The organism is Geomonas propionica, assembly GCF_016458235.1.
Classification (GTDB): domain Bacteria; phylum Desulfobacterota; class Desulfuromonadia; order Geobacterales; family Geobacteraceae; genus Geomonas; species Geomonas propionica.
This window is the reverse complement of sequence record NZ_JAEMHK010000001.1, coordinates 1-19,598: the sequence shown is the minus strand read 5'-3', so window position 1 is coordinate 19,598 and position 19,598 is coordinate 1. Positions and strand designations below refer to the sequence as shown.

Sequence of the window (19,598 nt, the reverse complement as noted above, 5' to 3'; positions counted from 1 at the left end):
CCCTTCGCCAAGGCTACGGGGGGCAGGCTCCCCCTTCGCTAAGGGGGGGACGCTGGGGCACGTTCAGGGCTTCGTAGTAACGTGGTGAGGTGGTCCAGGTTCTCAGCTTTGTCCTGTCCGACGACCTTGCCGGAGATGAAAAAAGAAAGCGGCAGGAAGCCGGGGCTTCGCTGCCGCTTTTGCATCTGCGGTGCAGCAGTGGAACGGACTAGACGTCCCAGTTGTCGATCTTCATGGTGCCCTTCTTGGCCAGGTTCACCTGCATCTTGAAGACGCGGTCCAGAAGCTGGGGCTCATGGCCTGCTTTACGCCCCAGGCAGTCGTGCGCGGCACGCTCGAAGTAGTCGGCCAGGAGCGGCTTGTAGTCGGGGTGCGCGCATTTCTGGATGATGAGCTTGGCGCGGCTCTTGGGATCGAGCCCGCGCAGGTCGGCGAGACCCTGCTCGGTGACCAGCACGTCGAGGTCGTGCTCGGTGTGGTCGACGTGCGGCACGTGGGGAACGACGCAGGTGATGCCGGTCGGGTCGGTCTTGGTGGGACGGGCCGACGGGGTGTGCATGATGGAGAGGTAGGCGTTTCTCAGGAAGTCGCCGGAGCCGCCGATGCCGTTGATCATCCTGGTGCCACCCACGAGCGTCGAGTTGGCGTGGGCGTAGATGTCGAACTCCACCGGGGTGTTCATGGCGATGCAGCCGAGACGGCGGATCGGCTCGGGGTGGTTGGCGATGGAGAGCGGACGCATCATCACCTTGTTCGAGTACTTGTCCCAGTTGCCGTAGAAACGCTTGAAGCCGTCCACCGAGAAGGAGAGCGAGACGGTGGAGGCGAAGTCAAGCTTGCCGGAGTCAAAGAAGTCGAGCATGGTGTCCTGCAGCACCTCGGTCCAGACCTTCAACCCGGTGAAGGGGCCGTTGGCCAGGCCGCCGATGACGGCATTGGCGATTGAGCCGACGCCGGACTGCAGCGGCAGGAGGTTTTTCGGCAGGCGCCCGGCCTTCACTTCGGTCGAGAAGAAGTCGATGATGTTGGCCGCGATGGCTTCCGAGGTGTCGTCCTGCTCGCTGAAGGCGCGGCCGTTGTCGGGCTTGTCGGACTCGACGATGGCGACGATCTTGTCGTTGTCGACCCGGACGTAGGGAGAACCGGCGCGGTCGTCGACGCGGCAGATGAGGTAGGGGAGGCGGTTAGGGGGCGCGATCGGCTCCACGATGTCGTGCAGACCCTCGAAGTTCGGGATCGAGGTGTTGATCTCGATGATGATCTTGTCGGCAATCTGGACGATTTCCGGGACGGCGCCGCAGGAGGCAGTGAGTACCAGGTCGCCGTTCTCGGTGATGGCGGAGCACTCGATGATGGCGAGGTCGAGACGGCCGCCGTTATCCTTGGTGTAGAAGCCGTAACCCAGGTCCTGGGCGAACATGGAGAGGTGCTTGTCACCCATGCGGATGCGCCCGTCGTTGATGCCGGCCTGGATGTTCTTGCCGGTCTGGTAGGGCCAGCGGCGGTCGATCATGTCGAGCGAGGCCCAGCGATCCTCGGTCTCCACGCCGACGGAGGCGCCGATGAAGAGGTTGAACCTCAATTTCCCCTGCAACTGGTTCTTCTCGACGTGGTCGGCGAGGGCAATGGGCACCGCTTTCGGGTAGCCGGCGGGGGTGAAGCCGGACCAGCCGAGGTTCATACCGTTTTTAAAGAGGGGAATTACCTGGTCGACGGTGGTGATCCGGGAGTGAAGGCTGGACTTTCTGATCCTGTTGTGCAATTCAGACATTAATCTGGATCCTCCTTTGATGATGTCATCCCACTCTGACAGCGGGAAATTTAAGTTAGCCATGGGGGCGCTCGATGTGACAATCGAACGATCGTTCGGCGAATACAACATAACAGTACGATGTTTTATTTGCAATATAGAATTGGTATTTCGACGTCGTTTTTGCTAATGTTGGCGCGCGCGTATCACTGGGCCGGGGTAGGTAATGGAAAAGACGGAGTGCAACAAGAAGTTATTGGATGTGGCGACGCAGCTCTTCTCGGAGAGGGGGCTGTACGGCGTGAGTATTCGGGAGCTTTCCCAGGCGGCGGGGACCAGCATCTCCATGATCTCCTACCACTTCGGCAGCAAAGAAGGTCTCTACTCCGCGGTTTTGCAGCGGCAGTTCGCCTGCTTCGCGGAGATTCACGAGATCAGGGAGCGGGTGAGCGATCCGGTCGAGATGGTGGAGAGTTACCTGCGCTGGACCTTCCGCAGGCACCGTGACAACCCGTACCTGTTGCGCTTTTACACCAGCGAGTTGACCAACCCGACGGCGTTTTTCGCCACCCTGGTCATGCCGGTTATCGATGAGGTGATCGTGATCATGGCACAGGCCATAGAGGAGGGGATACGGCAGCAGCGCTTCCGGGCCGACGTCCATCCCACCAACGCGGCCCTGGCGCTGGCGGGGATGGTGAACTATTTCTTCCTGAGCAGCCAGGCGACCGAGAACCTGATCAGCCACTCGCCCGAGCGCGACGAGGAGCTGGTGCAGCAGTACCTGAAAATCTTCACCCGCGGCGTCGGCGCCGCCTGACCTCCACCGCCGTCATAACAATTCCTTTTTACATTTATCCGGCTTACCGCCTGGCAGGGAGCTTGTGGCAGTCCACGGTGCAGTGGTCGCAGCCGCCGGGGCAGGGCTCGAGGTGCACCAGTATGTGGCTGTAGGGGAGCCGGTGCTCGATCTCGGCGGTGATCTCGTGGCTCAGGGCGTGCGCGCCCTCGACGGTCATCTGCCGCGGGACCACGAGGTGCATGTCGACGTAGCGCAGATGCCCGGACTTGCGGGTGCGCAGCTTGTGGTACTCGATGAGGTGCTCGCGGTAGTTCTCCAGCACCTCGTGGATCACAGCTTCCTCTTCTTCGGGCAGCTTTACGTCGAGGATGTGGAAGAAGGCGCTCCTGGTCAGATCCCAGGCGGCCTTGATGATCATGAGCGCGACCACGATGGCGACGAGCGGGTCGAGCATCGGGATGCCGGTGAACTTTATGGCGATCAAGCCGCCGAGGACACCGGCCGAGGTGTAGACGTCGGTGCGCAGGTGCATGGCGTCGGCTTCCAGCGCGACCGAGTCGGTGGCGGCGGCGACATTCAAGAGGTGCCGGGAAACGAGGTAGTTGGCGACCGCCGACACCGCCATGACCGCCGCACCCAGACCGAGTCCCTCGACTTCCGCCACCCCGGCGCGAAGCTTTTGCACCGCCTCCCATATGATGTAGAAGGCGGCGCCGAAGATGAGGACGGCCTCGATGGTGCCGGCCACGTTCTCGATCTTGCCGTGGCCGTAGTGGTGGTCCTCGTCGGCGGGCTTGCCCGACTCCCGCACCGAGTACCAGGCAATCCCCGCGGCGACGAGGTCGACGCCGGAGTGAACCGCCTCGGACAGCACCGAGACCGAACCGGTGATCATGCCGACCGCCAGCTTGGCGACCACCAGCGTCGCGTTGGAGGCCACCGACAACCGGGCCGCCCCCCTTTTCAGGGCATCGTGTTCTGCTGAAACCATCTTCCCTTCCTTTGTCAGACGCCGGCTGTGCCACTAAAAAAGGCCACGGATCCCGCGGCCTTTAAACCGGTGCTTATTGCTGCCTGATCACGACGATTCTATACAATTCCAGCCGTGTGTTGTCAACCTTTGCCAAGGATCTCTTTGGCCCGATCGGTCTGGTTGGGGAACAGGTCCTCAGGGACGGCATCCTTCCCGAGTTCCTTGCGTACGGTGTAGCGCGCACATCCCTCGAAGTTGTCGTTGCAGTACATCATCTTGAACACGTTGCTGGTCGACGGCATGTTTGCCATCTGGTCATTGAAGAAAATACATCCGGACAAAAGCTCGCAATCTGCCATAACTTCTCCTCCTATGGTATCTGACAAAAGGTACAGCTTGTATGTCTTGCCGTGCTATGACTGATGCCGGTTAACCCGCACAAGTCGTGTGGGAATATATACCTTTGCTTTGTTTGCTGCAATAGGATTTTAAGAGGAGGCTAAGGAGTATTTAGGAATCCTGCGGGCGCTGATCAGGCTGGCGAGGGTGACGGAGCCGAGGATGAGCGCGCCGCCCACCAGGGTGTTGGCCGTCGGTGCCTCACCAAGTACCAGGAAGACCCAGACCGGGTTGAACACCGGCTCGATGACGGCCAGGAGGTTGGCGGTGACGGCCGAGATCCGTTTTATCCCGTAGGAAAAGAAGAACGCGGCCAGGCCGATCTGCACTACGCCGAGGATGAGGATACTGCCGATCGCCTTGGCGGTGAAGACGGGCAGGGGGAGGAATACGGCAACGCCAAGGGCGACCAGGGCGGCCACCGCGTGGGAGGCCATGAACGACTGCAGCGGGTCTCCTTCCTTTTGCATCCGGGTGAAGATGAACATCAGAGAAAAGGTGAAGGCCGAGGTGAGGGCCATGAGGTTGCCGAGGAGCTGTCCCGGAGAAAGACGGTCCAAAAACAGCACCACCATGCCGACCATGGTCATGATCAGGGCAAGCACCTGCTCGCGGTACAGGTGCTCCTTGAGGAACACGACGCTGAAGACGGCGGTGAACACGGGCGCCAGGTACTGCAGCAGTATGGCGTTGGCCGCGGTGGTGGTCTTGTTGGCGGCGACGAACAGGAGCATGGTGGCGGCGTTGGCTAGGGCGGCGCCAAGGAGCGGGCGGGACCACTTGAAACGCACCGTGCCGACCAGGGCGAAAAGGAACAGGAAGGCGATCAGGCTCCTGAGGCCGGCGATAAGAAAAGGGTTCCACTCCAGGATCTTGATGAAGAGGCCGGCGAGGCTCCATAAAAAGCCACAGATGACCATGGCGAGGGCGCCGGTGAGGGCGGGTGAAAATCTGCTGTGCATGTGTTGACCTTGCCGCGGTTGAGGTGAGGCGACAGGTTAAGGTAGTGGGCGGGGGGATGTCAAAGAGTAAATGCAAATCCCCCCTGTCCCCCTTCGCAAAGGGGGGAACGCTGGTTCGGGGGCAACGTTTGGTGGCAACATCTTGCCGGGCAACGTAGCGGGACCAACGCAAAGGGGGAGCGCGATTGGGCTCCCCCCCTTGTGACATCCTTGCGGCTCTGCGACGCAGCAAGAGCTGCAGGGCCGGTGGGACAGTCTTTAGCTGTTACTTGGCCGGTTCCTTCTGTCTCTGGATGATGGCGCTCTTGTCGCCATAGACCACGGTACAGTCGGTGCTGAAGGGGAAGTACCAAGTGCCGGTTTGACCGATCAGTTCCACGTTGTTGATGCTACCTTTGCGGGCCGCGGTCAAGATGGAGCCGTCGCCGAAGAGCGGGATGACATAGAAGATGTTGAAGGTACAGGCCTCTCCTCGTTTCATTTGGTTCAGATCGAGGAACTTGATGTTCTCGACTCCGACCGGTGTGTTGTCTGCGTAACGCAGAGTTTTCGCGAGGTCGTGGGTAGGAAGACAGCCGCACAGACCAGCCAGTACCAGTACTACCGCACCCAGCCTTTTCATAGCGCCTCCTTTTCCTGCTTGTTGTGAGAGATGACCCATCTCTAAATAGTACGTCGGGGTGGTCTGGTGACAATGATTATAATTTATGAATGTATACCGAGAGGATAGGATAGAGACGGTCGATTTGTAGTTGGTTGCGGAGGGCAAAGCAAGTTACAATCGCTGCCGGGCGGGAGTGGGCGCCATCCCGGCGGTGTTGTGGAGGCGGCAGATGCATGAATCAGTAACCATAGCGGCAGTGAACCTTTTCCGGGACACGGTCCTCGACCATTACCGCAGGCAGGGACGGCGGCTTCCCTGGCGGGAGACCCGCGACCCTTACGCCATCCTGGTGTCCGAGATCATGCTGCAGCAGACCCAGGTGGACCGGGTGCGCGACAAGTACCTTCAGTTCCTGGCGGTGTTCCCGACCTGGCAGGAGCTGGCCGGGGCGGAGCTGTCCCGCGTGCTGTCGCTATGGCAGGGGCTTGGCTACAACCGGCGCGCGGTCTCGCTGCAGCTGTGCGCCAAGGACGTCGTGGAGCGTTTCGCAGGCACGCTGCCGCGCGAAGTGGAGCACCTGGAGTCGCTGCCGGGCATCGGCCCCTACACCGCCCGCGCCGTCGCTGCTTTCGCCTTCGGCGTCGCGACTCCTTTCATCGAAACCAACATCCGCTCCGTCTTCATCCACCACTTCTTCCCGGATAGCGAGTCGGTGCGCGATGCCCAGATCCTCCCCCTGGTCGAACTCGCCCTGGACCGGGACAACCCGCGCGACTGGTACTACGCGCTGATGGACTACGGGAGCTCCCTCAAGCGCAACCGGGCCAACCCCAGCCGCAAGAGCGCCCACCACGTGCGCCAGTCGCCGTTTCGTGGCTCCAACCGCGAGCAGCGCAGCCTGATCCTGAGGGCCATCCTGGCCGAGCCGGGGGTGCTCCTGGGGCGGCTGGAGGAAAAGCTCGCCCTGGAGGGAGCACTGCTGGCGGGCAACCTGGCACAGCTTGAGCGGGAAGGTTTCATCAGGCAGGAAGCGGACAGGTTCTGGATCCGCTGACACCGAAAACTTTGACACGACACGATATATTGGCAGGTTTAACTTTCATTATGTCTACCACTCCCGTAAAGGAGGTTGTGTCGGCGTGAGCGGGTGGTACGGGGGAGAGCTCTCCTGCCGGCACCGGATCGGCGTTATTACTTGTACTTTACGACGAGCATGTTGCAAAAGAGAAGCGCCCAGGTAGACTAGTCTCTACCGCGGGTACTCCAGATTGCTGTAACGCCTGCCAAAACTCCCATCTGCGTTCTGCTTGATAGAGTAGAAAACCTGCGTATTGTCAGTCACTCCGGTCCATGATCAGCTCCTGGGTGTGTACTGAAGGAGGAAAGCTTGGACGAAGTGCCGACAAAGAACGTAAAGGTCGTACTGGCACTTCTACTCCCGTTCCTGGCTTGTGCGCTCCAGTTGCTGCTTTGGGATTACCTGCAACCGTTCGCCTACCTGCTCTTCTATCCCGCCGTCTATCTCAGCTCCCGGCTGGGGGGCAAACGTGCCGCAGTCGCCGCCACCGCCATCTCCGCGCTGCTCATCATCTATGTCTTCATCCCGCCGCCGTTCTCGCTCCTGTTGTACCAGTGGAGCCACCTCGCCTCGGTCCTCATCTTCGTGATCATGGGAATACTGTTCGGCTTTTCCCAAAAGCGCCTGCAGAGGGCCCTGGATGGAGAGACGGACGCCCGCGCCGAGGCGAGCAGTTCGGAGGCGGAACTAGCCGAGGCGCGCATTGAGCTGCTGGAGATGGAGCGGCGGATGGCCCAGGAACGACTCGAGGAAACGGAAGAAGAGTTCCGCATCATGTTCATGGAGTCGAGCGTCGGGGAGGCACGGCTCGACCCCGTCAGCGGCAGATTCCTCAAGGTGAACCCGGCGTTCTGCCGTATGACCGGCTATGCGGAGGCCGAACTGCTGGACATGGACCTGGCCGCCGTGACCGATCCGGAGGACCGGGAGGTCTGCCGGGAGAGTATCGGGAGCCTGGGCGGGAACGGGCGCAACGCGGTGCAGACGGAACTCGGCCTGCTGCGGCGGGACGGCGCGTCGATCTATTGCCAGACCACGCTCAACCTCCTGCCGAGCGCCGGTGGCGGGACCAAGTCGATCCTCGCGGTGCTCCAGGACGTATCCGCGCGGCGCCAGGCGGAAGAGGGCCTGCTGAAGTCCGAGGAGAAATTCTCGCGCGCCTTTGCCGGAAACCCGGCCGCCATCGCCCTGACCCGTTTCGAGGACGGCGTCTTCCTGGAGGTGAACGAGACCTGGGAGGCCCTGACCGGGTACAGCAGGGAAGAGGCGATCGGCAGGTCGGGGCGCCACATCTGGCCGACACCGGAAGCGGCGCAGCGCTTCGTGGCGCAGTTGCGCGATACCGGGACCCTGCGGGGGTGGGAGCAGGAGTTCAACCGCAAGAACGGCGAACGCTTCGTGGCCCAACTTTCCTCGCAACTCCTGTCGGTGGGGGGCGAGCAGGTCATCCTCTCGACGCTGGTGGACATCACCCAGCTCAAACGGGCCGAGGCGGCACTCAGAGACAGCGAAAACCGCTTCCGAGCCATCTTCGACCACGCGCCGGTGGCCATCGGCATCGCTGCCGTCGACGACGGGCAGCTCATGGACGTGAACCCGGCCTGGCTGCGCCTGCTCGGTTTTCAGCGGGAGGAGGTGCTCGGCCGGACCGCGCTGCAGCTCGGCGTCTACCTTGACGAGGGGACCCGCGACGAGGTCGTCGCGGCCATCCGGCGGGGGATCGGCTTCAGCCAGGAGCTGCAGCTGAAGCGCAAGTCGGGTGAGGTGATCGATGTTCTTTATGCCGCCGACGTGGTGGTCCTGGAGGGTACCTCCTGCCTGCTGGTGATGCTGAGCGACGTAACGGTACAGAAACAAGCGGAGCGGGCCCTGCAAAAAAGCAAGCAGGACTACCAGCAGCTGTTCCAGAACATGCTGGAGGGGTTCGCCTCCTGCCGCCTGGTCCGGGACACCTCGGGAACAGTGGAGGATTTCGTCTTCCTGAACGTGAACCGTGCCCTGCAGCAGCTGACCGGAGTCGTGGACCTGGTCGGCAGGCGGGCTTCGCAGGTGATCTTCGGGGCGGGCGAGGCCAATGCCGACTTCCTCGCCGCCTGCGGCCGGGTGGCTGACACGGGACTCCCGGAGCACCTGGAGAGCTTCATGGCTCCGCTGGAACAGTGGTGGGCGGTATCGCTGTACAGCGTGGAGCACGGCTTCTTCGTGGCCCTGTTCGAAAACATCACGGTGCGCAAACGCGAGGAGATGCGCCGCAACGCCACCGTCGAACTGCTGCGCATCTGCAACGAGGCCGTCAACCTCGACGAACTGATGTCACGCACGACGCGGTTTTTCAGGGACCTCACCGGATGCCGCGGCATCGGTATCCGCCTGCGCTCGGGAGATGGTTTTCCCTACTACCAGCATATCGGCCTTGCCGAGGAGCAGCCCGGCGCCGGGGACGGCCTGTGTGATCGGGCCAGGCAGGGGCTGGCGCCGCCCGCTGCGGAGCAGGGGGCTCTCTTGCGCTGCCTGTGCGCAGAGGTCCTTGCCGGAAGTGCGGTCGGAGAGGGGAGGGAGCAAGGGAGCTACTGGACCTCGACGGGGATCCGCGCCGCGCAGGGGGGAGCCGGAACGCGCTGCCGCGTCGAGTCGTTCCAGTCGCTGGCCCTGATCCCGCTGCGGTCCCACGGCGAGATGATCGGCCTGTTCCAGTTCAGCGATCCGGCGCCGGGGCTCATGTCCGCTGAGAAGGTGGCCCTGTACGAGGACCTGGTCGATTACATCGCCATCTCCTGCTCCAAGCTGAGGGCGGACCAGGCCCTGCTCGAGGCCAGCCAGTACAACCAGCAGATCATCGCGGGGGCGCAGGAAGGGATCATCGTCTACGACCGGGATTTGCGCTGCCAGGTCTGGAACCCGTACATGGAGCAGCTCACCGGCCTGGGCACCGGCGACATGCTGGGACGGCGGCCACAGGAGGTCATTCCGGCGCTCAAGGAGAGCGGCGTGGTGGCGCTGCTCGCCAGGTCGCTGGAGGGGGAGGAGTCGACTCCCGTCGATTTCGCGTTCTCCGTGGAGCAGACCGGGCGCTCGGGGTGGGTGACCGACACCCGCGCGCCGCTCAAGGACGTGCGGGGGGATATCATCGGCGTCATCACCACGGTGCGCGACATCACCGCGGAGCGCCGGCTGGAAGAGCAGCTCCGTCAGGCCCAGAAGATGGAGGCGGTGGGGCTTTTGGCCGGAGGCGTGGCGCACGATTTCAACAACGTGCTGCAGGTGATCATGGGTTACTGCTCGCTGCTTGCCGCAGATCCCAAGCTGGACGAACCGCAAAAGGGGGAGGTGGACCAGATCCTGGTCTCGGCCGAACGGGCGGCGCAGCTCACCAAGGGGCTTTTGGCCTTCAGCCGCAAGCAGGTCATGGAGCCCAGGCGGGTCAACCTGTGCGACATCGTGCAGCACGTGCAGAAGTTCCTGGTGCGCATCATCGGGGAGGACATCACCCTGAAGGTGGTGCACTGCCTGAGGCCGGATCTGCCGGTGATAGCGGATAGCGGGCACATCGAGCAGGTGCTGATCAACCTCGCCACCAACGCGCGCGACGCCATGCCCAAAGGGGGGACGCTCACCGTGGGCATGGAGGTGGTGAAGGTCGAGACGGCGACCGAGACGGAGTTCGGACACACCGAGCCGGGGAGCTACGCCTGCGTCGTCATGTCCGATACCGGCAGCGGCATGGACGAGGAGACCAGGGGCCGGATCTTCGAACCTTTCTTCACCACCAAGGAGGTGGGCAAGGGGACCGGCCTGGGGATGGCCATCGTCTATGGCATCGTCAAGCAGCACGGAGGTTTCATCAACGTCTACAGCGAGCCCGGCCTGGGGACGACCTTCAGGGTGTACCTGCCGCTGGCAAAGGTCGGCGACACGGAGGGGGCGGGACAGGTGGAGCTCCCGGCGCCGCGCGGCGGTACCGAGACACTGCTCTTGGCCGAGGACGACGTGGAGGTGCGCAGGCTGCTGGTGACCATCCTCACCAGGTTCGGCTACACCGTCATCGAGGCCGCCGACGGCCAGCAGGCGGTGGACCTCTTCGCCGCGCACCAGGACCGCATCGCGCTGGTGGTGATGGACCTGATCATGCCCAGGAAAAACGGGATGGAGGCGGGGGTGGAGATCGTGCAGCTGAAGCAGGGGACCAAAATCCTGTATTCCAGCGGATACACGTCCGACTTCATGGAACGGCGCGGCATCTTCGACCAGGGGATCCAGCTGATCATGAAGCCGGTACAGCCGGTGCAGCTTTTGCGCAAGGTGCGCGAGATGCTGGACGGGTAAGGGGGGAACCGTGCCGAAACGGTGAAAAAGGAGTATTGAGAAAAGCCTTACCGAGTCCTATATTTAGCTAATCTGATGGCGCCTGCGGGCACAGCAGCAATGACGGTTTTACAGGAGGCAGCTCTCATGACCAAGACACTATTCGGATTAGCACTCCTTGGCATCGTTTCTCTAGCGCAGGTAGCGGCAGCCGCTCCCGAAGTAGCGGCCCCCATTTACGGCGTGGGCGCCGAGCGGGCCATCCCCGGGCGCTACATCGTCGTCTTCAGCCCCGGCAGCGCCGGACACGAGGTGAGCGCGGCGGCGCAGGCGGCGGGGCGACTGGGAGGGAAGGTACACTACGTCTACACCGACGCGCTGCAGGGGTTTGCGGCGACGCTCCCCGACCAGGCGCTGCAGGGGTTGCGCCACAACCCCAACGTCGAGTACATCGAGCAGGACCAGGTGGTAACCCTCGGCATCGAGATTTCTGAGCCCGCCTCCACCTGGAACCTGGACCGCATCGACCAGCGCGCCCTTCCCCTCGACGGCTATTTCGGCTACACCAGCACCGGCGTCGGCGTAACCGCCTACGTCATCGACACCGGCATTCGCACCTCCCACACCGAGTTCGGCGCCCGCGCCTCCATCGGCTACGACGCCCTCGGAGGTAACGGCCAGGACTGCAACGGGCACGGCACCCACGTCTCCGGCACCATCGGCGGCTTCCACTACGGCGTGGCCAAGGACGTCACTCTGGTCGGCGTGCGGGTCCTGGACTGCTCCGGTTCGGGTACCACCTCCGGCGTCGTTTCCGGCGTGGACTGGGTCACCCGGAACAAGAAGCTCCCTGCGGTGGCCAACATGAGCCTCGGCGGGGGCGCCTCCACCGCGCTCGACAACGCGGTGGCCAACTCGATCAGCAGCGGCGTGACCTACGCCATCGCCGCGGGCAACAGCAAGCAGGACGCCTGCCGGTATTCGCCGGCCCGGGTCCCGGCCGCCCTGACCGTGGGCGCCACCACCTCGAATGACGCCCGCGCCTCCTACTCCAACTACGGCGCCTGCCTCGATATCTTCGCGCCCGGCTCCAACGTCACCTCCTCCTGGTACAGCAGCGACACGGCGACCGCCACCCTGAGCGGCACCTCGATGGCCACCCCCAACGTGACCGGCGTCGCCGCACAGTACCTGCAGTTGAACCCGACCGCCACCCCCGCCGGCGTCGCCGCCGCCCTGACCGGGAACGCGACCACGGGCGCGGTGGGCAACGCCGGCAAGAAATCCCCCAACCTCCTTTTGTTCACCGACTACTAAGAGCTGCGATTCCCGCAGTGGAGAAAAACAGGGCCGGCCGCGACACCTCTCGCGGCCGGCTTTTTTGCGCTTGGGCCTTGTGGTGGCAGCAAGCCATTAGCCACATGTTCAGATCATCCATGGCGGTGATGGCACCTTCCCCCACCCCCTAACCCCCTCCCGCAAGGGGAGGGGGTTAGGGGGTGGTATCGCACCTGTCACGCGCGACCTTTTGTCCCCGGAAGCAGAATACCGTCTTGACGCGCCGACAAACAAAGTTGTATGGTGCAACCATATGGACGTAATGACCGAATACAAGTTGGACAAGTCGCTGGGACACCTGGCCTCCCGTTTCTCGAGGATCGTGCTCAGGCGCTTCAACGCAGTGCTGCAGCAAAACGAGATGCCGATCACGTCGGAGCAGTACTCGCTGCTGGTGCAGCTTTGGGACAGCAACGGGCTGCCCCAGGGAATGCTGGCGGAGAAGACGGCCAAGGACAAGACCACCATGGCGCGGCTCGCCGCCGGTCTCGAGGAGCGCGGGCTGATCGTCAGGCTGCCGAGCCCGGGCGACGCCCGTGAACGGCTCTTGTACCTGACCGACCGCGGCAAGGAGTTGATGGACCGGGCCACGGCCCTGGCGCGCGCCATCCTGGAAGAGGCGCAGCAGGGGATCGACCCGGCGCAGCTGGAGATTTGCCGCGACGTTCTGCGTCGCGCCTGTAGCAACTTGAAGTAGTTTTTTTGTCCAGATAGTTGTATCAAGCAACCATTTGGCCAGCGAGGTTTCAATGATGGGTTTCGCCAAGGCCGCACCAATGATCCACCCCACCGAAATGAGCCGGCGCCAGTTGACCGTCTTCGTCCTCATCCTGGGCGCTCTTACCGCCTTCAGCGCCATGTCCATCGACATGTACCTGCCGGCCTTCCCGCAGATGGCGCGGGACCTCAAGGTGCCGCTCGGTACGGTGCAGCTCTCCGTCTCCGCGTTCCTGTTCGGATCGGCGGCGGGGCAGCTCTTCTACGGCCCGCTGGCGGACCGCTGGGGCAGGCGCCGGCCGCTGCTGGTCGGGCTGTCCCTGTATGTGGCCTCGACCATCGGCTGCGCCATGGTGCACACCGGGGGCGGGCTGTTGTTGTGGCGGGTGGTGATGGCGCTGGGCGGGGGAGCGGGCATGGTCATCTCCCGCGCGGTGGTGCGGGACCTCTACGATACCGCGGAGGCGGCTCGGATGTTCTCGCTGCTCATGCTGGTCATGGGGCTGGCGCCGATCCTCGCGCCGCTGGCGGGGGGGCAACTGCTGCTCCTCACCGGCTGGAGGGGGATCTTCGCCTTTCTCGGCGTCTTCGGCCTCGCCTCGCTGCTGGCCGCGGCGCTCGCGCTTCCCGAGTCGCTCCCGGTGGAGCGGCGCATCCGGCGCAGCGCCTCGGACATGGGCCGGGTTTACTGGCATCTGCTGAAGAACCGTCACTACCTGCGCTACGCCTTGGCGCTGGGGTGCGTGGCGGGCGTGAACTTCTCCTACATCTCCGGTGCGCCCTTCGTCTTCATCGAGCTGCACGGCCTCTCGCCGCAGTTCTTCGGGGTTTTCTTCGGCGTCAACGCCTGCGGCTTGATCGGTGCATCGCAGTTGAACCGACGCCTGCTGCGCCGCCACACGCCCGCGGTCATCGCCAGGAGCGCCTTTCTCGTGGCCGGCGTGGCCGGGGTCCTGCTCATCGCGGCGACCGCGACCGGCCTGGGCGGCTTCCCGCTGCAGATGCTCTTCATCTTCGTCTGCCTCTGCATGACCGGACTGCTCTACCCCAACATCACCGCCCTGGCCCTGGCCCCCTTCGACAAGGCGGCCGGAAGCGCCTCGGCGCTGCTCGGCACCATCCAGTACCTACTGGGAGCGTCGGGGGGCGCGCTGGTCGGGGCCTTCCACAACGGCACCGCCCTCCCGATGACCGGCACCATGGCCCTGTGCGGCACGCTCGGCTTTCTCGCGGTGCTCGGCGCGGGACACAGCAAAGTGCATCAGCATGGTTAACCGGGAACCTGGCAACGGTCGAACGGGGCGGGAGCATCCTGCGGCGGGGGATTAGCTCGGCTTGAACTCCTGGGTGGGGCAGCAGAAGTAATCCCTGCTGCACCAGATCATGACCTTGGTGCCGGGGCTGGGCGGGGTGGCGCTGTCGATGGCGTACTGGTGGTTGTCGCAGAAAAGAGTCCCGTCCTCGCGCACCTCTGCAAGGTAACGGCCGTAGAACAGCGGGGTGAGCGCCGGGGGGAAGATTTCACGTAACTCGATGAGACGGTAGATGTGCATCGAAGACTCCACTTGCTGCCGGTTGGCTGGTACTTGTATCGGCAGGAAGGTGATTTTATTTACCTGATTGCGTGGAGGGAGGGGTGGGCAAGGCAAATCTCCCCTGTCCCCCTTCGCAAAGGGGGGGACGCTTCGCCACGTGTGCCGGTAATGGTTGACACTCCACCCTCTTCCATATTTTTAAACGAACCTTCGCGAAGGCGGGATGAACTGGCAACACAGATGGTTGGTGGGGGCGCGACACGGGCTCACGGTGACCGGTTTAAACCTGGATGACCGGCTGAAACGAATAGTAAAGGGCGCCCTGTTTGCGGGACGCCCTTTACTATTTGGCTTTTGGCTTTTGGCTTGTGCGACTCGGCGGAGGCGCCTCTGGTCAGGAGTGGGCGCCGTTGTGCTGGCTTTTGGCTACCAGGTAGTAGACGATGCCCAGTATGAGGAGCGTGCCGGCCAGGAAGGCCTGGGTTTCCAGGGCGTCGTGGCGCAGGGTCGAGATGAGGATCTCGCGGATCAGGGCGACGATGATCACGCCGATGAAGATGAGGATGTTGAACTTGCCCCCCTTGAGCGTCTTGATCTCGTTGTCCATGAGCTCGATCATCATCCAGAGGATCAGGAGCGAGCCGAGCGCGGAGAGTATCCCTTTCTCGAAGTCGCCGCGGAAGATGTGGACCAGGTCCCAGAAAAAGAGGCTCACCACGGAGAGCGAGACGCCGGCCAGGGCGATGACCAGAATCAGGTTGAGGCCGTAGGTGAAGCGCTCGGCGGCGTGGATCAGGTGGGACTCCAGCCGGTGCGAGACGAAGACGCGGCGCAGTTCCTCCTCCTGGTACGACGTGCTCATGATGTCCAGGTTGATGTCGAGGATCTTCTCTACGGCGATACGGTACTTGCGCCGCACGGCGATGTCCGGGAAGTTGGCCTGCAGCATCTCGATCAGGAAGCGCCGCACCACGTTCATGGCGGCGTTGACGTAGTGGGCGCTCACCTTGATGCGCACGTGGGCCTGGCCGATGGACTGCAGCGTGAGCATGTACTCGTTGTCGTAGTGCCCGCAGAACAGGGAGAGGAACCACTCGGCATGGGTCTTCTTGAGCCGGGCCAGGTCCTTGGGTTCGCGCAGAAAAGCCGCGGTTTCCGGAATCTTCAACAGGTAGGTGTAGAAGTCTTCGACCATCGCGTCGCTTTTGCTTTGGGCGAGGGGATAAAGCTCTTTGAGCAGTTCCGCATCGGTGTCGGTGAAGTAATAGTGGTTCTTTATCTCCTGCATGGTAAGCATCAGATTCTCCTGCGACAGCAACAGCTGAAGTTTGTGACAGTGGGCACGCTCCGACAAGCGGACGACAACCAATGCTAGCACACGCTGGTCCTTTTGCCAGGATCGTATACGTGGGCAGCGGCGACGAAAAAAGGCCGCCCCTGTCGGAACGGCCTTGTCGATGGTGCGGAGGAAAAGGGGACAGGCACCTGCGGAGCCAGTCCCCACGCGGCGGGTCACTCCGGCGCGGCGGAGGCGGGGCCGATAACAGAGAGGAGCCAGAAGGAGAGCGCCATGGCGGCATATCCTGCGGCGAGGTGCCACACGATAGGCAGGGGCGGGGCCAGTGGGGAGAACATGGCGCCCGAGGCAAGCGGGGAGTGGATGACGCCGCACAGCGACAGGACCGAACCAAGGAGAAGGTACCCCGCGGCCTTGCCCGGACGGTGGTCCAGGACGTTGGCGAAAGCGGCGCCCCAGATGAGCGAGGTGACGATGAAGCCGTTGCCGAGGATGGTGGTGGCCTGCCAGGTGGCCAGGAGGTCACCGCTGAGATCGGCGGCGCTCTTGCCCAGCCCCCCGAGCATCTGCCCGAACTCGATGGTGGTGAGGCAGGCGATGACCGGGATGAAGGAAATGGCGACGGCGCGGTAATGCCGCTGCGGGGTGGCCTCGAAGGCCTGGGCGGTGATCTCGATGCCTATAAAGATGAGGATCGGCGCGACCGCCGCTTCCGGCAGCAGCCCGACCAGGAAGGAGAGGTAGCCGGTGACGGCGGCTAAGCCGATGAATAGGGCGGTGGCGACCGTGTACCCGGCCCGTCCCCCCATGTCCTTGTAGGCGGGATGGCCGATATAGGGGCAGGACTGCATGACGCCGCCGCACATCCCGGCGACCAGCGTCGCCACCCCCTCCACAAGGAGGATGTCACGGGTGTTGTAGTCGTCCCCGGCGACCGCGGCGCTCTCGGTCACGTCGACCCCGCCGACCACGGTGGCCAGGGCGAACGGGATCGCCAGCGGCAGGTAGCCGAGCGCCCGCGGGATCCCCGCGAGGAATTCAAGGGTCGGGAGCGGCAGGTAGACGGCGAGTTGCGGCGCGGCAAGAGGAGCAGGCGCGCCGCCGGGAAGGAGTCCCGCTGCGCCCAGGAGGTAATAGGCGACCGTGCCGATCAGGATGCCGGCCAGGGCTCCGGGCAGGCGCAGCGGGAGCCGGTAACGCGCCAGTAGCGAGATGAAGACGATGCCGAGCGAAAGGAAACCGACCACCGGCGAGGCGAAGAGCTTCAAAAAGGGGAGGTAGGCGATGAGCAGGAGCGCCACCGCCGCGATGCTCCCCAATAGCCCGGCGCGCGGGATGTTCCTTCTCAGGGCGGGGCCGCAGAAGGAGGCCGCTACCTTGAACACCCCCATGAGGACGATGGTCGCCATGCCGACCTGCCAGGTGAGGTGGGCGTCCTTGGTGGCCAGGAAACAGGGGCCGATGACACCGAAGGCCATACCGAAGGTGGAGGGGGTGTCGAGCCCCAGGGGCATGGCGGTGACGTCGCTGCGCCCGGTGCGGCGGGCCAGGCGCCAGGCGAGCCAGGAGTAGAGCAGGTCGCCCAGGAGGACGCCAACCGCGCTGCCGGGAAGCATCCGGGACAGGACCAGGTCGCGCGGCATGCCGAAGACGCCGGTCAAGATGCCGGCCATGATGACGAGACCGGACATGTTGTCCAGCATGAGCCCGAAGAAGGCGTTGACGTCTCCGGCGGCAAAGAGCCTGGGTGTGTTCCTGTTCATGGGGTCAGCCTCCTCGAAGTGGGGCAAAATTGCCATAGCAGAGGGCGCTTTGCAAGATGAATGTGGACGGGGCAAGGGGGCATGACACCGGAGGAGGTGGGGCAATTAGCGCAGCTGTTACGCCTGCTGAGATCTGATTGTTAAAACTGTGTTAATTGTATAAACGGCGTGCTGACGCTTCAGTTGCATTTTTGCTAATGATTTCAGCAGGAAAAGTACTTGCGTTGAGTTCGGGTTCCAGCGGTGGCTTTACTTGCTGCAAATTGGAACAGTTGTTGCTGATTGCATTGACGTGGAGCAGAGGAAAGCGCTCTATCAGCCAAAGCAACCGGATGTCATACCATATTTTCAGAAAGGGTGTGCGCATGGAAAAGCAAGAGATCAACAACGCTATAACTGAACATGCCATCTACAAGGTGAAACTGAACGAGATGGTGCGCAAGGGGGAACTGGAAGACCACCACGGCCCCTGCACCGAGACCGATTGCCAATTCGGCAAGTGGTTTTACGGCACCGCCGTTTCCTCCCGCCATCGTTCGTCCTACTTTTACAAGCAGGTCAAACAGCTGCACGGCGAGTTCCACGAGGTCGCCTGCCGCGTGGCCGGTCTGGCCGCCCAGGGTGAAACCCAGGAGGCCGAAAAGCTCATGGATCACGAAGGGCACTTCAACCAGGTCTCCAACAAGCTGATGGAAACGCTGATGAGATGGAGAGACCTGGTCTGACCAATTTTTTATGTTGTTTAATTAGATCAAAAAAAGGTGAACTGCGCCGAAAAACGTGGTAGTTTTACGCCGCTTTTGAAGCGGAAACGTTTGACAAGGTGAGTCGCGCCCGTCACGGGCGCAGCGGTTCGTCTCCTGCGCTTTATCCCCCATTAGCAGAGCAACCACCCCCAGCCTGCGACTTTCCCCGAAAAGAGTGCCTGTCGACCCATAACGGTTACGGCCCACCACTGCCCGTCTCCGCAGTGCTGCGCCCGTATGCTTGCGCCGTCGACAATCCCCTGAAGTGCGTTTTTCAGCTACGCGAAGTAGTCAGCATGTACCACAAAAGGAGAGCACCTTGAAGAAGAGATCGATCCGTAGCGCCCTGTCCACCGGTTTCAAAGCCCTGGCCCTCGCCGCCCTGCTGCTGGCCCCGTTTGCCGCCCAGGAGGCGCAGGCCGGCATGACCCTCTGGAACGAGACCAACATCCAGACCCTGTGGGGCGGGCAATTCAAGAACCCGTTCACCGGCACCAAGGGAACCCAGTCGACCATCACCGTCGAGCATGCCAACGCCTGGAAGTACGGCGACAACTTCCTGTTCTTCGACGTCACCGACGCCGACAAGGACAAAACCGGCATCTACGGCGAGCTTTCTCCGAGGCTTTCCCTGGGCAAGATCACCGGCCGCGACTTCTCCGCTCCCTTCGTGAAGGACGTGCTCCTGGCGGGCACCGTCGAGGTCGGGCAGGGCTTCCGCAACTACCTCTACGGCGTCGGCTTCAGCCTCAACCTGCCCAAATTCAACTTCGCCGACGTCAACGTCTACGTGCGTAACGATCCGAAGCAGGCCGGCAGTACCTACCAGGTGACCCCCTGCTGGCAGCTCCCTTTCGCCGTCGGCAAAGCCAACATGATCTTCGAAGGCTTCACCGATATCGCCGGCAGCGAGGGGAACCTCGCCTTCAACATCGACGCGCAGCCCCGCCTGCTGCTCGACTTGGGCAAGTTCTGGGATGCTCCGGGCAGCGTCTTCGTCGGTACCGAGGTGATCTACTGGCACAACAAATTCGGCGTCAAGGGCGTGAACGAGTTCGCGCCGCAGGCGATGCTGAAGTTCGTGATGTAGGCGGAGGTACGTGGTTGGCGGCGCAGTCCGCCGCACTGCAACGACAAAAAAACAGGGAAGGGGCCGGGATTTTGACGGCCCCTTTTTTCGTGGTCAGTCAGCGGTGACGTTGAAAGTCCCCCTTTGCGAAGGGGGATTTAGGGGGATTTGCTTTTGGGTTGAGGAGTGACCTGTCTTCGCAATAGAGGACACGTTAAAAACCCTTATGCTGCCATCTTAAACTCCTGCTGTTCGAACTCTTC

16 protein-coding genes are annotated in these 19,598 nt (G+C 62.8%); 8 read left to right on the top strand and 8 right to left on the bottom strand.

Annotated features, from left to right (window positions below; translation table 11 throughout):
* Window positions 1–208: 208 nt before the first annotated feature.
* Window positions 209–1,771, bottom strand: coding sequence for an acetyl-CoA hydrolase/transferase C-terminal domain-containing protein (locus JFN90_RS00080; protein ID WP_199393066.1), 1,563 nt, complete (start codon window positions 1,769–1,771; stop codon window positions 209–211).
* Between the two features lie 205 nt (window positions 1,772–1,976).
* Between JFN90_RS00080 and JFN90_RS00075 the strand changes: the two genes are divergently transcribed.
* Window positions 1,977–2,570 (top strand): TetR/AcrR family transcriptional regulator, encoded by a 594-nt coding sequence (locus JFN90_RS00075; protein ID WP_199393065.1) that lies wholly within the window; start codon window positions 1,977–1,979, stop codon window positions 2,568–2,570.
* Window positions 2,571–2,613: 43 nt separating this feature from the next.
* Here the strand turns inward: JFN90_RS00075 and JFN90_RS00070 are convergent, their stop codons facing one another.
* The 4 genes from JFN90_RS00070 to JFN90_RS00055 all read right to left on the bottom strand — a co-directional run bounded on the left by JFN90_RS00070 (window position 2,614) and on the right by JFN90_RS00055 (window position 5,508).
* The gene (locus JFN90_RS00070) at window positions 2,614–3,543 is read right to left on the bottom strand and encodes a cation diffusion facilitator family transporter (RefSeq protein ID WP_199393064.1); all 930 of its coding nucleotides are present in this window, start codon (window positions 3,541–3,543) and stop codon (window positions 2,614–2,616) included.
* A gap of 122 nt (window positions 3,544–3,665) precedes the next feature.
* On the bottom strand, window positions 3,666–3,884 hold the full coding sequence (locus tag JFN90_RS00065; protein ID WP_199393063.1) for a hypothetical protein: 219 nt from the start codon (window positions 3,882–3,884) through the stop codon (window positions 3,666–3,668).
* 129 nt (window positions 3,885–4,013) lie between these two features.
* Window positions 4,014–4,886: a DMT family transporter gene (locus JFN90_RS00060; protein WP_199393062.1), complete on the bottom strand. Its 873-nt coding sequence runs from the start codon at window positions 4,884–4,886 to the stop codon at window positions 4,014–4,016.
* Between the two features lie 265 nt (window positions 4,887–5,151).
* Window positions 5,152–5,508, bottom strand: a complete 357-nt coding sequence (locus JFN90_RS00055; protein ID WP_199393061.1) for a TRL domain-containing protein — start codon at window positions 5,506–5,508, stop codon at window positions 5,152–5,154.
* A 211-nt stretch (window positions 5,509–5,719) separates the two neighbouring features.
* On the opposite strand from JFN90_RS00055, the gene JFN90_RS00050 reads away from it, so the two are divergent.
* From JFN90_RS00050 to JFN90_RS00030, 5 genes are all read left to right on the top strand, one after another.
* On the top strand, window positions 5,720–6,544 hold the full coding sequence (locus JFN90_RS00050) for an HhH-GPD family protein (RefSeq protein ID WP_199393060.1): 825 nt from the start codon (window positions 5,720–5,722) through the stop codon (window positions 6,542–6,544).
* Window positions 6,545–6,886: 342 nt separating this feature from the next.
* Window positions 6,887–10,891 (top strand): PAS domain S-box protein, encoded by a 4,005-nt coding sequence (locus JFN90_RS00045; RefSeq protein WP_328755273.1) that lies wholly within the window; start codon window positions 6,887–6,889, stop codon window positions 10,889–10,891.
* Window positions 10,892–11,017: 126 nt separating this feature from the next.
* A complete protein-coding gene (locus tag JFN90_RS00040) occupies window positions 11,018–12,187 on the top strand; it encodes a S8 family peptidase (RefSeq protein WP_199393058.1) in 1,170 nt (389 codons plus the stop codon).
* 274 nt (window positions 12,188–12,461) lie between these two features.
* On the top strand, window positions 12,462–12,905 hold the full coding sequence (locus tag JFN90_RS00035) for a MarR family winged helix-turn-helix transcriptional regulator (RefSeq protein WP_199393057.1): 444 nt from the start codon (window positions 12,462–12,464) through the stop codon (window positions 12,903–12,905).
* 52 nt (window positions 12,906–12,957) lie between these two features.
* On the top strand, window positions 12,958–14,199 hold the full coding sequence (locus JFN90_RS00030) for a multidrug effflux MFS transporter (protein WP_236018780.1): 1,242 nt from the start codon (window positions 12,958–12,960) through the stop codon (window positions 14,197–14,199).
* Window positions 14,200–14,250: 51 nt separating this feature from the next.
* Here the strand turns inward: JFN90_RS00030 and JFN90_RS00025 are convergent, their stop codons facing one another.
* From JFN90_RS00025 to JFN90_RS00015, 3 genes are all read right to left on the bottom strand, one after another.
* Window positions 14,251–14,478 (bottom strand): hypothetical protein, encoded by a 228-nt coding sequence (locus JFN90_RS00025; protein WP_199393056.1) that lies wholly within the window; start codon window positions 14,476–14,478, stop codon window positions 14,251–14,253.
* 376 nt (window positions 14,479–14,854) lie between these two features.
* On the bottom strand, window positions 14,855–15,757 hold the full coding sequence (locus tag JFN90_RS00020) for a protoglobin domain-containing protein (RefSeq protein ID WP_199393055.1): 903 nt from the start codon (window positions 15,755–15,757) through the stop codon (window positions 14,855–14,857).
* A 215-nt stretch (window positions 15,758–15,972) separates the two neighbouring features.
* Entirely contained in the window at window positions 15,973–17,520 is a 1,548-nt protein-coding gene (locus JFN90_RS00015; RefSeq protein ID WP_199393054.1) for a SulP family inorganic anion transporter, read from the bottom strand.
* Between the two features lie 365 nt (window positions 17,521–17,885).
* On the opposite strand from JFN90_RS00015, the gene JFN90_RS00010 reads away from it, so the two are divergent.
* Window positions 17,886–18,245, top strand: a complete 360-nt coding sequence (locus JFN90_RS00010) for a CZB domain-containing protein (protein ID WP_199393053.1) — start codon at window positions 17,886–17,888, stop codon at window positions 18,243–18,245.
* Window positions 18,246–18,585: 340 nt separating this feature from the next.
* Window positions 18,586–19,356, top strand: a complete 771-nt coding sequence (locus JFN90_RS00005) for a DUF5020 family protein (protein ID WP_199393052.1) — start codon at window positions 18,586–18,588, stop codon at window positions 19,354–19,356.
* The last annotated feature ends 242 nt before the right edge of the window (window positions 19,357–19,598 follow it).